At 63.0% G+C, this 16,053-nt stretch carries 3 protein-coding genes (1 of these 3 cut by a window edge); all 3 read left to right on the top strand.

Going from position 1 to position 16,053, the window contains the following annotated elements; all coding sequences use genetic code 11:
• Tightly spaced (each overlapping or abutting the next), the 3 genes in view from LOY38_RS12670 to LOY38_RS12680 form a layout consistent with a single transcriptional unit that may run on beyond the window.
• Positions 1–2,529: the final stretch of an SDR family NAD(P)-dependent oxidoreductase gene (locus tag LOY38_RS12670; protein WP_258700300.1), read on the top strand. Its footprint begins 12,351 nt before the window's first position; 2,529 of the gene's 14,880 nt are visible here — the last part of the coding sequence; its start codon lies off the left edge, out of view; the stop codon is at positions 2,527–2,529.
• Positions 2,526–14,612, top strand: a complete 12,087-nt coding sequence (locus LOY38_RS12675) for an SDR family NAD(P)-dependent oxidoreductase (RefSeq protein ID WP_258700301.1) — start codon at positions 2,526–2,528, stop codon at positions 14,610–14,612. Before LOY38_RS12670 ends, LOY38_RS12675 begins: the two co-directional genes overlap by 4 nt.
• Positions 14,609–16,018 carry a cytochrome P450 gene (locus tag LOY38_RS12680; protein ID WP_258700302.1) on the top strand — a complete coding sequence of 470 codons (1,410 nt, stop codon included), beginning with the start codon at positions 14,609–14,611 and terminating at the stop codon, positions 16,016–16,018. The genes LOY38_RS12675 and LOY38_RS12680 overlap by 4 nt, the downstream gene beginning before the upstream one ends.
• Positions 16,019–16,053 lie beyond the last annotated feature (35 nt).

A 16,053-nucleotide genomic window follows, 5' to 3' on the forward strand; every position in this document is an offset into this window, starting at 1 on the left:
GATGGCGTGCGCTATCGTCAGCGCATTTTCAACCTGAGCTGGCAACCCCAGCCACCGTTGGCCGAAGGCCGGTTTGTCAGCTCGGGGCTCAAGCGTGGTGGCGTCTATGTGATTCTTGGCGGCAGTGGCACGGTGGGCTCGATTATCAGCCGCTATTTGCTGGCCGATTATCAGGCCCGGGTTATCTGGCTGGGACGCAGCGATGCCGACGATCCCAAGGTGCAACAACGGCTCGCGAAATGCCTGCAACGTGTTGATGGCACGGTCGATCCGGCGCAGTTGCAATATTTGCAGGCCGACGCCAACGACCCGGCATCGCTGCAACGGGCCGTGGCGCAGATCAAACAGCGTCATGGCGCGATCAACGGGGCGATTTTCTCCGCAGTGGTGTTCAACCATGAAGACCCGATCACCCGCATCCCCGAACCGCAGTTCGACGAAATCCTGCAAGTGAAAAGCCGTGGCGGTATCGAGTTCTACCGGGCACTGGCCCATGAGCCGCTGGATTTCATGTGCTACTTCTCGTCCGGGCAAAGCTTTGCCTTCTCCGGCGCGGCGCGGTTGGGCGCCTATGCCGCCGGCATCACCTTCGGCGACACGCTGGTGCGCAGCCTGCGTCGGCAGGCGGCGTTCCCGGTGGGCGCCATCAACTGGGGGTTCTGGCTGTCATCGCTGACCGAGCAACAGGCGGCGGACCCGTCTGCGCAACCGATGAGCCGCCACGCCGGAGCGCTGGAGGACCGCGAGGGCTTTGAGTGTTTTGCCCGCTTTGTCGAAGCCCTGAGTCACGGCCAGCTCGATCAGGTGCTGTGCATGGCCGCCTCGGCGCCGGTCCAGCAGTTGATGCAGCTGCAACCGGAACCGATAGTCCTTGGCGAGACCGGTGTTCAGCCGCCCGACGATGGTTTCGAGCGCTACCGTATAGCTGCCGCGCCGTTGCTGGCGGCTCATGATCCGCTGCCGTTTGACCGGGCCATGGCCGGGATGACGCTGGTGCAACTGTGCCGCATGGGGCTGTTCACCCAGTCGGGGCAGTTTGAGGACAGCGAAGTCCTGCGTCGTCAGGCCGGGATTGGCGAGCACTATGGCCGCTGGTGGGCGACCAGCCTCGAACTGCTGCAACAGCAGGGGCTGGTGCAGCGTCGGGGCACGCAGATCGCGATCACCGAGCACGCGAACCTTCAGCAACTGGAGCAACGCTGGAGCATGCTCAGGGATGAGTTGGTCGCCGTGCCGCAACGCAAGGCCCAGGTGGAACTGGTTGACGCCTGCCTGCAACAGCTGTCGGCAATACTCGGCGGGCGAACCCAGGCCACTCATGTCATGTTCCCCAACGGTTCGATGGACAAAGTCGAGGGCGTCTATCGCCACAACGCCTTGTCCGACTACTTCAATCAGGTGGTCGCAGGCGTGGTGCAGCAGCACATCGAAGCACTGTTGATCCGCGAGCCGCACCGGCAACTCCGTATTCTGGAAATCGGTGCAGGCACCGGCGGCACCAGCTCCATCGTGCTGCCGGCGCTGCAACCCTGGCGCAGGCAGATTGCCGAATATTGTTACACCGACATCTCCAAGGCGTTTCTGATGTACGCCAAAAAAACCTATGGTGCGGCCAATCCGTTCCTCACCTATCAGGTATGGAATGTCGAACAGCCGCCGCAAGCCCAGGGGCTGGAGCTGGGCGGCTATGACATCGTGATCGCCGCCAACGTGCTGCACGCCACCAGCAGCATTCGGCGCACGCTTGCACACGCCGCAGCGTTGCTGCGCCGTGGCGGCATTGTAGTGATGAATGAAATCAGCGACCGGTCGCTATTCGCCCACCTGACGTTCGGCCTGCTCAAAGGTTGGTGGCTGTACGAAGACCCCGAGCTGCGCATCTCCGGCACGCCGGCCCTGTATCCGCAAAGCTGGGCCAGTGTGCTGGGCGAGACTGGCTTTCATAGCGTCGCGTTCCCGGCGCAATGCGCCCACGGCCTTGGTCAGCAGATTATCGTCGCGCAAAGCGATGGTGTGGAGTGTCTGGCGGCGCTGGATAAGTCCGAAAAACCGTTCGGCAACCCTGAACGAATTCTGCAACCGGCATCTGCCACAACCGGCGACGGCCGTGAGGTGCTGACCGCGTTGGCGCTGGACGGTCTGGCCACTACGTTGCAACTGACGCCTGGGCGCATTCAGGTGGATCAACCCTTTGCCGACTACGGCATTGACTCGATCCTTGGCGTGAGTTTTGTCAGCCACATCGGCGAGGCCCTGGGCACGGAGCTCAACACCGCGTTGCTGTTCGACTATCCGTCGCTGGAAAGCCTGGTGGACTACCTGCTTGGCCAATACCCGGCGCAGTGTGCCCGGTTGGGCGCAGGGACAGCGCAGCCTGTTGCACCCGAGCCAGTCGCACCCGAGCAGCAACTCGAGGCAGCGTTTCTGTGCGGTGAACTGGCAATCGATGAATTGCTGAAAATCGTCAACGACAGCGCCTTGGCAAACCACGGCACAGCGCAGGCAACGACCGGGAAAGTACAATCATGAGCAGCCAAGCATTTCAATCCATTATCGCCCGGCTCCAACAGCGCCAGATCACGGCTGACGAGGCCCGGCAGTTGCTGCAACAACTCAAGGCTGGCGCCCAGGCCACAGTGGAAATACCGCCAGCCGCTCGCCCGCAGGCGCACGACGAGATTGCCGTGATTGGCATGTCAGGGCAGTTTCCCGCCGCCGACAACGTCGAACGCTTCTGGCACAACCTCAGCACGGGTAACGATGGTGTGGTTGAGCTGGGCGAGCGTTATCTGGACGCTGAGCGCAGCTATTCGGCCCAGCGCCAGCCCGGCAAGACGTATTGTAAGTGGGGCGGCGTCCTTGAGCGGCGGGATGATTTCGATCCGCTGTTTTTCAATATTTCGCCCCGCGATGCCGAGTCGATGAACCCGCATCAGCGGCTGATCCTCCAGGAGAGCTGGAAGGCTCTGGAAGATGCTGGCTACAACCCGAAAAGTTTTCGCGATCAGTCGGTGGGCATCTTTGTCGGCGCAGAACCGACCGGCTATTTCCACGAAACCTTTATCGGCGCCTCCGACGCGATCATTGCCTCACGGCTGTCCTACTTCCTCGACTTCAAAGGTCCGGCGCTGGTGGTCAATACCGGCTGCTCGTCCTCGGCCACGGCCATTCACCTGGCCTGCGAAAGCCTGCGCAATGGCGAGGCGGACCTGGCGCTGGCCGGCGGCGTTTTCGCCACCCTCGGCGAGCCTAGCCTGATCAGCCTGGCGCAAATGGACATGCTCTCGCCGACTGGGCGTTGCCATACTTTCGATCAGCGCAGCGACGGCATTGTGCTGTCCGAAGCGGTTGGCATGGTGACCCTCAAGCGTCTCTCCCAGGCGCTGGCCGACGGCGACCCGATCTACGGGGTGATCTGCGCCTCGGGCATGAACCAGGACGGCGCCAGCAACGGCATTACCGCCCCCAGCGGCCAGGCCCAGGAGCGACTGATCAGCGAGCTGTATCGGCGTTTCGCCATCGATCCCCGGCAGATCAGCTACGTCGAGGCCCATGGCACCGGCACGCCACTGGGCGATCCGGTCGAGGTCAACGCGTTGGTCCGGGCTTTCCGCCAGTTCACCGCCGATACCGGTTATTGCGCGCTGGGCAGCGCCAAGGCGCATATCGGTCATACCTCGGCGGCGGCCGGTGTGGTCAGCCTGATCAAGATCCTGCTGTCGATGAAGTACCGGCAGTTGCCCGGGGTATTGAATTTCGAACAGCTCAACCCACGGATCGAACTGGCGGGCTCGGCGTTTCATATCCATCGCGAGCCCCGAGAATGGCTCGGCAGCGGCCCGAAGATGGCGGCGCTCAACTCCTTTGGCCATAGCGGCACCAATGTGCACATGGTCATCCGCGAGGCCCCCGAAGTCGCCGCGCCGCCGGTTACCGACGAGGCGCGGCCCTGTCTGCTGCCACTGTCGGCGCGCACTGCCGACAGCCTCAAACGCTATGCCCGCCGGGTACATCAGGCACTGCGAGATCCGGCCCTGCGCCTGACGGACCTCGCTTACACCCTGCAAACGGGGCGGTTGGCGCAGGAGCATCGATTGATCTTCCTGTGCTCCGACAAGGACCAATTGCGGCAACAACTGAATGACTGGCTGGACGGCCGTTCGCCCCGGCACTGCTGGTCCGGGCAGATCGAAACGGGTGAACGTGCGGACATCGAGCTGCCTGCCATCGCCGACGCGGCGAGTCTGCAACCGCTGGCTGAGGCCTGGGTCACGGGCGGCAAGCTCGACTGGGCGCAATTCAATCGTCAGCACCGTGGCGACGCCCGCCGTGTGCACGCGCCGGTCTATCCGTTTGCCCGGCAGAATTTCTGGATACCGCCCGCGCAACGTGGCGCGGCGGGAGGCGAAGTCAGCGCCGGTGCCGTTTCCAACATCCACCCTCTGCATCCATTCCTGGCGCGAAACACCTCAGATCTGCACCGCCAGCGCTTTAGCAGTGTGTTTGATGGCGAGGAGTTTTTCCTCAAGCAGCATGTGGTTGGCGGGCAACGAATTTTCCCCGGCGTCGCGCATCTGGAAATGGCCCGGGCGGCGGTGGCGATGGCCACGGCGGGGCGGCAGCCGTCATTCAGTCAGGTGGTGTGGTTGCGGCCATTGATCGTCGGTGCCCAGGCACGGCAGGTCGATATCGAGCTGACGCTGGAAGACGACGAGCAGATCCGCTTCGAGATTTCCAGTCGCGAGATTGATTCGCTCACCGGCCAAACCACGGGTGAACCGCTGCTGCACAGTCAGGGGCTGGCGGGTTTTGCTTCGCCATCGGCGGCGCATCAGGTTGATCTGGCAGCGCTCAAGGCGCGGATGACCGGCGGCCAGTTGAGCGCTAAACAGTGTTATGACGCCTATCAGGCGATGACGTTTGAACACGGCCCGGCCTATCAGGGTCTGCAATCAGTGGGCCTCGGGCGTGGCGAAGTGTTGGCGCAACTGCTGCTGCCCGCTTGCCAGCGCGACAGCTTTGAGGGCTATGTGCTGCACCCGTCGCTGATGGATTCGGCGCTGCAGGCAGCCATCGCCCTGAGTCTCGGTGCCGACGTGGTACTGACCGAAGACGACCGGCAGCAACTGCCACCGTTGACGCGCCCGACGCTGCCGTTTGCCCTTGAAGGCTTGCAGATACTGGATCGTTGCAGCGAACAGATGTGGGCCCGGGTGAGTTACGCCGAACGCCGCGACGATCAGCAGGCCGACAGCGGTTTGCAGCGCTTGAACATCGAGCTGTTCGATCAGCAAGGCAAGCTCTGCGTGTTGATGCAGGGTTTCACCTCACGGGTTCTGGGCAACCAAAGTGAGCCGGCAACCACTGACCAGCCATTGATGGAAACCCTGTTATTCCAACCACAGTGGATTGACGAGGCGGCACCGTCGGTTGAAGCGCCCGGCTTCAGTCAACGCCTGATCCTGCTCAGTGGCTTTGATTCCCGGATCGCCGCTCAGGTGCAACAACAACTGGCCGCTTGCCGCTGCACGGTGCTGGACGTTCCCGAGCAGGATTGCGCCGTTGATTATCAACAGACGGCACTCGCGCTGTTGCAAAAAATCAGGCTGCTGCTCGGCGCGGGCGGCGGACGGCGGTTGCTCCAGCTCGCCGTGCATGACCCGAATGGCGAGCGGATGACCGGCGGCCTGGCGGCGATGCTGCGCAGCTTGCAGCTGGAAGTACCGGATGTGACCGGGCAAGTGATCGAGCTGGACGAGCAACAATCGCTGGCGCAGCGGCTGGCGGAAAATGCCGCCGCCGGCGATGTCGGGATTCGCTACCAGGCGGGCCGGCGCCAGGTGCAACACTGGCGTCCTTGCCCGGCGGTGGATCTGGCAATTGACGCGCCGTGGAAGGACCGTGGTGTGTACCTGATTACCGGTGGCCTCGGCGGTCTGGGGCGGTTGTTTGCCCAGGCCATCGCCGCCAGTGTCAGTGACGCCACCTTGATTCTCACTGGCCGCTCAGCGCCGGTCCCGCAGTTGCTGACCGGGATTGACGCGGGCCGCAACCGGGTCGAGTACCGGCAGCTGGATGTCAGCGACGCTGAGGCGGTACAGCGCCTGATCGACGGGATTGTCGGCGAACATCATGGCCTCAACGGCGTGCTGCACGGCGCCGGGGTGATCCGCGACAGCTTGCTGATCAATAAACAGGATGAAGAACTCAAACAGGTGATGGCGGCCAAGGTAGCCGGCACCCGCAATCTGGACCTCGTCACCGCCGGATTGGCGCTGGATTTCTGGATCTGTTTTTCATCCGGGACCGGCGTCGTCGGCAATGCCGGTCAGGCCGACTATGCGGCAGCCAATGCTTTTGTCGACCGCTACGCCGCCTACCGCAACCGATTGACTGCCCAAGGTCTCCGTAGCGGCCAGAGCCTGGCGATCAACTGGCCGTTGTGGAAAGAGGGCGGCATGCGGGTCGACGAAGCGACCGCGCAGCAGATGGCGTACAGCACCGGCATGGTCGCCATGCCGAGCAACGCCGGGATTCATGCCCTGCGCCAGTGCGTTGCGCTGGCGCTGCCGCAGGTGCTGGTGATGCACGGTCGGCGAGCGCCGATCAGCGCGCTGGTGACGGGGCGTGGCACTGCCGAAACGTCGAAGCCGCAAATCGTCGCGCAGGTAGCCCCCGACCATGACGCACCGTTGACCGAAGCACTGCACCGGGCGCTGATCGAGCTGGTGTCTGCGCAGATGAAAATCCCCGCTGGCGAAATCCGCCTCGATGTCGAGTTCAGTCAGTACGGCTTCGACTCGATCAGCCTGACCACGCTGGCCAACACACTGAAACAGCAATGGCGACTCAATCTGGCGCCGACGATTTTTTTCGAACACGCCACGGTTGGCCGTTTCGCCGCCTACCTGGAACGCGAGCACCGCAGTGCGCTCGCGACCAGACTGGCGCCGCAACAAACAGCAGCGCCGGTAGCGCAACCCCGGCAACGACACCCGCAAGCAGCAACAGCCCGGCGCCCGCTGCAAACCGCCAGCGTTGTCATGGCTAAACCGTCTGTCACCGAAGCTGACGATGACATCGCAGTGATCGGCGTCAGCGGCCGTTTTCCGATGGCCGAGGACATCGAGCAGTTTTTCCATAACCTCAAGGACGGGCGCGACTGCATCAGCGAGATTCCCGCCAACCGCTGGGACTGGCGCGAGTACTTCGGCGATCCGCACCGCGAGGTCGACAAGACCAACGTGAAGTGGGGCGGCTTTATCCACGGCGTCGATCACTTCGACCCGCTGTTCTTCGCCATCTCGCCACGCGAAGCACAATTGATGGACCCGCAGCAGCGCCTGCTGATGACGTACGTGTGGCTGGCCATCGAAGACGCCGGCTACGCCACCGCTGATCTGGCGGGCAGCGACACCGGGATTTTCGTCGGCACCGGGGTGACCGGCTACAGCAGCCTGATCGCCAAGGCCGGCGTACCGGTCGAAGGCTATAGCGCCACGGCGATGGTGCCTTCGGTCGGCCCCAACCGCATGAGTTTTCTACTGGATTTTCACGGTCCCAGCGAACCGGTCGAAACCGCCTGCTCGTCGTCACTGGTGGCGATCCATCGCGCAGTGCAGGCGATGCGCAGCGGTGATTGCCGGATGGCGGTGGTCGGCGGGGTCAATACGTTGATCGCGCCCGAGGCGCAGATCAGCTTCAGCAAGGCCGGCATGCTGGCCCTGGACGGGCGCAGCAAGACCTTCTCGGCCCAGGCCAACGGCTATGCCCGTGGCGAAGGCGTCGGGATGATCGTGCTGAAGAAACGCAGCCAGGCCGAGGCCGACGGCGACCACATTTATGCGCTGATCCGCAGCACCGCAGAAAACCACGGCGGCAAGGCCAACTCGCTGACGGCGCCCAATCCACGCGCCCAGGCCGAGCTGTTGAAGTCGGCTTACCGCAAGGCCGGGGTCGATCCGCGCAGTGTCGGCTACATAGAGGCCCATGGCACCGGTACGGAATTGGGTGACCCGATTGAAATCAACGGCTTGAAAATGGCCTTCCGCGAACTGGCCGAAGAGTTTAGCGCCGATGAACCGGGACAGGGCTTTTGCGGCGTCGGTTCGGTGAAGTCGAACATCGGCCACCTTGAACTGGCCGCCGGGATTGCCGGGGTGATCAAGGTCCTGCTGCAACTCAAGCACAAGACCCTCTTCAAGAGCCTGCACAGCGAACAGCTCAACCCTTATATCGAACTCGACAACAGCCCGTTTTATGTGGTCCAGCAAAGCCGTCCCTGGGTCGCGGTCAAGGACCGTCACGGCAATGAGTTGCCGCGTCGGGCGGGTGTCAGTTCGTTCGGTTTTGGCGGCGCGAATGCACATATTTTGCTGGAGGAATATCGGGCGTCGCCGCCGGCTCGCGACGAAGTCACGTCGGGTGCCAGACCGTTTCTGCTGTCGGCCAAAACCCCGGAACAGCTGCGTGAATCCGCGCGTCGCCTGGCCAGTTTCATCGCCGCCGCGCCTGCGCAAAACCAGCACTACCTCGATGAGCTGGCTTATACGCTGCAAGTTGGCCGCGACCTGATGCCGGAACGTGTGGCGCTGTTGAGCGATTCCCTGAGTGACCTGCAACACCAGCTCGGCGACTTCGCGGCATCAGGCAAGGCGCTCTATCGTGGCACCAGTGAAGGCGACAACCCGGCATTGGCGCTGTTTCGTCAGGATGAGGACATGGCTGCCGCGCTTGCGGCCTGGATCGACAAACGCAAGTACCACAAGTTGCTGGAACTGTGGGCTCAGGGCCTGACGATCGACTGGCGTCAGTTCTACCGTGACGGTCAAACGATGCGCCGCCTCAGCCTGCCGGGTTATCCCTTTGCCCAGGAACGCTACTGGGTCACGGATCTCGCCACCGGCCAGGTGGCCAGCCCCGTTCAAGGTAGCGTGTGGCTGCACCCGATGCTCGAACGTAATACCTCGGACTTTTATCAGCAGCGTTTCAGCAGCCGTTGGCAGGGTGACGAGAGCTGGTTTGTCGATCATCAGGTCCACAGCCGCAACACCATGCCCGGCGTCGGTTTTCTGGAAATGGCCCGGGCGGCGATTACCCGGTCGCTGGATTCGCAGGCACTGGATGCCGGCTTGCTGCAATTCAAGAACATCGTCTGGCTGACGCCTTACACGCCGACATCGCAAGACAACGAACTGCATATCGAACTGACGCTTGAGCAGCAGAAAGTCGACTTCAGAATTTACTCGCAGGTCGAGGGCGTAGCGCTGGAACACTGCAAGGGTAGCGCGCAGGTGATCCCGGCGGCCGATGTGCAACCGCTGGACCTCGACAGTCTTTGCGCGGCGCCCTGGCAGCGCAGCCTTGAAGCGGATGGGGTGTATCCACTGTTTGAAGCGATGGGCATTCACTACGGTCCCGGCCATCGTGGTGTTTCGCGGCTGTGGCTGGGTGAGGGCAGGGTATTGGCCCGGCTTGAGCTGGCTCCGGGGTTGTTTGACGGTGATTGGGTGCTGCATCCGGGCATGCTCGATTCCGCCGTTCAGGCTTCGATTGGCCTCCTGCTAAACAGCGACGGGATGGGCGAGACGCTGTTGCCCTTTGCCCTTGAGCAACTGAACGTATTTGGGTGTTGCCAGCCGCTGATGTGGGCACTGATCAGCGTCGATGGGCGCAATCCGGGCAGCGCTGTGCAGCGGATCGATATCGACCTGTGCGACGAGCAAGGGCAGATCGCCGTGGCGTTACGCGGGTTCAGCTCGCGGCCAATTCGGGCCGGGCGCGACCGTCCGGCGCCAGTCAGCGCCGATCAGTTACTGCCGGCGGGCCTGAGCCTGCTCGCGCCTCAATGGCTGATTGCCGATAGTCCGTCGTTGTCGCTGCAAGCGTTGCCGACTCTGGCCATTGGCGCAGCCGGTGAGCGCCACGACTGGCTGGCCGGACAACATCCGCAGATCGAATTCTTGCCGTCGCAGGCGTCCACCATTGACGGAATCGCCGCCCAGCTGTCGGCTTGCGCACCGTTCCAGCGCCTGATCTGGCTGGCGCCGGCAGAACACAGCACGCTGATGCTGTTCCGCTTGATCAAGTCGCTGTTGCAGCTGGGTTTTGCCCAACGAGCGTTGCAGTTGCAACTCATCTTCACGGCCAGCATTGCGCTGCACCCCGATGAGCCGTTGGCGCCAGAGCAGACGGCTTGCCATGGCCTGGCCGGGTCGTTGGCCAGAGAACAGGAACAGTGGCGGGTTGAACTGATCGATCTGCCGGCGGACAGCCAACAGCTGCCGCAGACAATGCTCGAGCCAGCGTTGCCCGGTGAATGCCTGGCCTGGCGTGAGGGCGAATGGTTTCGCCAACGTTTGTTGCCGCTGACCGAGCGTGCGCAAACAGCCGCTGGCGCTGTGCATTACCGTGAAGGCGGCGTGTACGTGGTGATCGGCGGCGCCGGTGGCATCGGCGAAGTGTGGACACGCCATTTGATCAGCCATTGGCGTGCCCGAGTGATCTGGCTGGGCCGCCGCGTTGCTGACGATGAGATCAATCACCAACTCGCGGTGCTGGCGCAATTTGCCCGGCAACACCACGCGGCGCCGCCGCTGTATCTCCAGGCCGATGCCACCGACGCCGGGCAACTGACCCGGGCCAGGCAACAGGTGGTCGAGGCCTGCGGGCCGATCAATGGCTGGGTGCACTCGGCACTGGTGCTGGACGATGCTCGTCTTGCGCAGATGGACGAGGCGCAGTTCAGCGCCGTGTTCGACGCCAAGCGGCTGACCAGTATTGCGATGGCGCAGGTCTGTACGACGGCGGACAACCCGGCGCTGGACTTCGTACTGTTTTTCTCGTCAATGATTGCCTTCAGCCGAGCCGCCGGCCAGAGCAACTACGCCGCTGGCTGCGCCTTCGCCGACGCCTTTGCCGCTCAACTCGATCAGCACGGCCCATGTCCGGTCAAGGTCATCAACTGGGGCTATTGGGGTTCCGTGGGCGTGGTTGCCGATGCGGGTTACCGGGCGCGGATGGCCGCGCAGGGGCTGGGTTCCATCGAACCGCAAGAAGGGATGGCGGCACTGGATCGCCTGCTGACCAGCCCCTTGCCGCAGTTAGGACTGATCAAACTGCTGGCGCCGATGGCCATCGCCGGCATCGACAGCGGCTGGAAGCTCGATTGCTACCCGGCGCAGGAGTCACTGGCGTCCGATGACTGGGCGCAGGTCGCCCGGCACTGCGCTCCGGCGCCGCAACATCATCCGGCGGCCAACGAGATGAACCGGCTGTTACTGACGCAGACCTTCGCCTGCCTCGGTGAACTGGCTGCTGGCGGACCGCTGACAGAGCAACGGATCGCCGCCGAGCCGGCAGTGGCGGCCAATCTGCAAGCTCACCCGTTTTACCGTCGCTGGCTGCGCGAAAGCCTGCGTTTGCTGACGGACAACGGTGATATCGATGCACACGGCCAGTTGTTGTCGGCCCTACCTGACCGGGGGGCACTGTGGTCGCAATGGCAGCATGCCAGCGAGCAGTGGCGCCGCGACGCTGATTTGCACGCTCAATTGCAACTGGTGCAAACCTGCGTTCGCGCGCTGCCGGCGATCCTGCGCGGTGAGCAGCAGGCCACCGGGGTGATGTTCCCTGACGGCTCAATGACACTGGTGGAGGGCATCTACAAAAACAACCGGGTCTGCGACTACTTCAACGCAGTGCTCGGCGAGGTGGTGGCCGATGTCGCGCGCGTTCAGGCGCAGAGGGGCAGGCCGCTGCGGATTCTGGAAATCGGCGCCGGCACGGGCGGCACCACCGCCGGGCTGATCGACACACTGCGCCCGTGGCAACAAGGGATCGGCGAATACTGCTACACCGATGTGTCCCAGGCATTCCTGCGCCATGCCGAAACGCATTTCGCGCCTCAGGCGCCTTACCTGCGCACGGCGATTTTCGATGTCGGCCAACCCTGCGCCGAGCAAGGCATCAGCCTGCAACACTATGACCTGGTGATCGCCACCAACGTGCTGCACGCAACGCCCGATCTGCGGCGCACGCTGCAAAACGCCAAAACCGCGCTGCGTCAGGGTGGTCTGCTGTTGCTCAATGAAATCAGCGACCGTTCGATGTTCACCCACCTGACCTTTGGCCTGCTCGAAGGCTGGTGGCTGCACAACGACACGGCGCTGCGCATCCCCGGTTGCCCCGGCCTGTATCCCGAGCGCTGGCAACAACTGTTGCAGGCGCAGGGCTTTGACGACATTGCCTTTCCGGCTTCGGCAAGTCATCCGTTGGGCCAGCAGATCATCGTCGCCGCCAGCGATGGCGTGGTGTGCCTGCCCGCGCGGGCCGCCGTTGTCGTGGCGGTCGCCGAGCCGCAGGCGCCAGGTCCTGTCCCGACAGCAGATGTCGATGAAGAAGTGTTGGCGGGGCAATGTCGGCAACTGATCACCGAGGTGCTGTCGAAGCTGGTGAACATGGCGCCCGAGCGTTTGCAGCGCGACACCGCGTTTGATCGCTACGGCATCGATTCCATCTTGCAGATCAGCCTGATTCAGGCGCTCGAGAAACGCACCGGCGAGCTGTCGCGCACCATTCTGTTCGAACACAACACCATCAATCAGCTGACGAATTACCTGCTGACCGAACATCGTCCCGCGCTGGTCAGCTATTTTGCGCCGGTCCGGCAGGTTGAACGCCCGGTGGCAGCGCAGCCCGTTGCGCCGCTCGCGGTCGGTCGTCACACCCCGGTCAGGCCCGCGCCGCCGCAGTCAAACAGCGTTGAAGCGCCGGCAACAAACCGCGACATTGCAATTATCGGGGTCAATGGCCGCTACCCGATGGCGGCTGATCTGGACAGCTTCTGGGACAACCTGCGCAATGGTCGTAACTGTGTCAGCGAGGCCGATGGTCGACGTTGGTCAACGGCCTTGAACGCAGATGAGTGCTACTACGGCGGCTTCCTGGAACAGGTTGAGGCCTTTGATCACGGCCTGTTCGGGATTTCCGATACCGAGGCGCAGCACTTTTCGCCAGAGTTGCGGCAGATGCTGGAAGTGGCCTGGCTGACCTTCGAAAGCGCCGGTTACAACAGCGATGCGCTGGCCCGGTTTCAGCAGGGCGATACGGCGGCGGTCGGGGTGTTTATCGGTTCGATGTACAACCAGTCGCCGTTGCGCGCAAGCAGTCCTGCGCACGCGGCGATCAAGGCCAATGTCACCGACTGGCAGATCCCCAACCGGATTTCCCACTACTTCGATCTCAAGGGCCCGAGCCTGGCGGTCAACACGGCGTGCGCCAGTTCGATGTCGGCGATCCACCTGGCCTGCCAGAGCATTTTGCAGGGCGACTGTGCGATGGCGATGGCCGGTGGCGTCAACCTGATCCTCGATCCGTCCAGATACCAGACCCTCGAGCTGGCCAACTTCCTCGGCAGTTCGGACCTGAGTCGCGGCTTCGGCCAGAGCGACGGCATGCTGCCGGGTGAAGGCGCCGGCGCCGTGCTGCTCAAACCATTGGCGGCTGCGGTGGCCGATGGCGACCGGATTTACGGGGTGATCAAGAGCACCGGCCTCAACCATGGCGGCGGCAAACTGATGTACTCGGCGCCCAACACCCGCCAGCAGACCCGCTTGATCGCCGAGACCATCAAGCGCGCCGGCCTGCAACCCGCGCAAATCAACTACGTTGAAGCGGCGGCCAACGGCTCGGAGCTGGGTGACCCGATTGAAGTGGCGGCGTTGAAAAAGGTCTTCGGCGAACTGCCGCCCGGCACCTGCGCGCTGGGCACGGTAAAGTCGAATATCGGTCACCTAGAGGCGGCATCGGGGATTTCCCAACTGACCAAAGTGCTGCTGCAACTGCAACACCGGCAGTTGGCGCCTTCGATCAATGCCGAGCCGCTGAACTCGCATATTCGCCTCGAGGGCAGCGCCTTTTACCTGCAACAGCGGGCCTCGCCCTGGGTGGCTGATGGCAGCGGCCAGCCGCGCCGTTGCCTGATCAATTCCTTTGGGGCCGGCGGCACCTACGCCAGTCTGGTGGTCGAGGAATATCAGGATGTTCGACCGTCGTTCACAAGGACGGGCGGCGAGCAGCTGTTGATTGTCGCCGCGGCCAGCCGGGGCAGCCTATTGGCCTATCTGAAAAGTCTCCAGACATTAATCGTTGCGGATTCGACTTTCGATCTGTCAGATCTGGCCTACAGTTTAGCCCTGCGTGAGCACCGTCTGGCCCATCGCGCCGCGCTGGTGGTCGATAACAGCCAGCAACTGCGGACACGGTTGCAATTATTGCTGGCGGGCACACCGGATACGGGCTGTTGGCTATCACCGGTTGATGGCATTGAAGAGGGCGAGCCTGGGACCGCGTCGGGGTCACTGATGCAAAGGGGCGAAGCCTGGAGTCGCGGTGCCGGGCTGGATATCCCGGCGCTGTACCCGAGCGGCGGCAATCGAATGGCGCTGCCCGGTTATGAGTTTGAGCATCCACTGGCGCCGCCGCAGTCTGGCACAGCGCCACCCGCGTTGTTTTCCAGTGAACTGTATCGGCGCATCAGCAGCGGCGAACTGGACGCCGCGCAATTTGAACGACTGCTCACCACCTCAACCAATGAACAGGGAACGTTATGAGCCAGATTCAAGACACTACCGTACCCGCGCAAAGTGATGCAGTTGTCGGCCAGCAAGCGGCCAGGCTCGCTCATCCGGTTGCCGGCAACGTGAAGATGAAAGACGGTTTCCCGGTCATGCCCGGCAAAATTCCCTTGCTCGGTCATGTGCACAAGATCGGCAAGGACGCGCTCGGTGAGCTGCGTCAGGCCGAGGCGGCGTGCGGGCCGATCTTCTGGACTTATTTCGGCACCCAGCTGCCGGTGCTGCAAATCATGGACGAGGCAGGCCTGGAGATCCTGCAGAACAAGTACACCGACAATTCGTTCCTGCGCGAACAGATGCCGGTGATTACCGGAGAGGCCATGAACGCGTTTGACGGCCCGCGCCATCGCAATGCACGGCGGGCCAGCACCGATGCGTTTACCCCCAAGGGGCTGACCCGCGCGCAGGTGGGCCAGTTCATCGTGGAAACCATCGATCAACGCCTCAAGCACTGGAGCCGCGAAAGCAAACTGGCGATATTTCCGCAGACCAAGGACATCGCCCTGGAAGTAGTGTTCCGCATTCTGGGCATTGAGACGCACGAGCTGGAGTTGTGGCGTCACCAGTACGAAGAGTTTTTCCTGGGCATGATTCCACTGAAGGTCAACTTGCCCGGGTTTCCGGCGTGGCGCTGTCGAAAGGCGCGGGGCTGGCTGGAACAGCGGGTGGCGCAGATTGTCGCCACCACACGGGCCAACAATGACCACGACAGCCTGGTGGGCGCGATGATCTTCGGCCGTGATGACCACGGCAACGGCATGTCCGAGGTCGAGTTGGTGCATAACATCCTCGGCCTTGGCTTTGCCGGTTCGGAAACCACCGCCGCCGTGATGGCCTGGTCGGCGTTGATGCTGTCGCAGCATCAGGAAATCTGGCAGCAGTTGTGCGAGCAGGTCGCGGGGCTCGACAGCATGCCCTTTACCCACGAGGAACTGGTCAAACAGGTACCACTGGCCGAGGGGATATTCCGCGAAACCATGCGCCTCTATCCACCGGCGCCTTTTGAAATGCGCAAGGTACACACCGAGTTCGAATTGATGGGGCGCACGATTCCGGCCGGGGTGATGGCCGGGGTCAGCCTGCTGCATGTTTCGCGCAACCCCGAGCGCTACCCGGATCCCGACAGCTGGCAGCCGGAACGCTGGCTGGGTCTGGACCGTGCGCTGAACCAGGTGGAAACCTGCCAGTTTGGCGGCGGTCCCCACGCGTGCCTCGGGCGGCATGTCGCCGCGCTGGAGATCACTCTGTTTATCGCGATGCTGGCCCGGGAGCTGGGGCCCAAGGGCATTGTGCCGCGTCTGGTGGGCAAGATGCCGCCGCCGGCCTACTTGCCATTTTTACGTCCCTCGAACAAAGCGTTCCTCGACCTCAGCGGCGCCTGATCGGGCAGGGCGCACATCGTATTTGCGGTATTGCA

This window comes from Pseudomonas sp. B21-015 (assembly GCF_024749285.1).
Lineage (GTDB): Bacteria > Pseudomonadota > Gammaproteobacteria > Pseudomonadales > Pseudomonadaceae > Aquipseudomonas.

What these genes read in the sequence shown, in the direction of transcription:
- LOY38_RS12680 (WP_258700302.1), top strand. Translation starts at nt 14,609, where the DNA reads ATGAGCCAGATTCAAGACACTACCGTACCCGCGCAAAGTGATGCAGTT.
- LOY38_RS12675 (WP_258700301.1), top strand. Translation starts at nt 2,526, where the DNA reads ATGAGCAGCCAAGCATTTCAATCCATTATCGCCCGGCTCCAACAGCGC.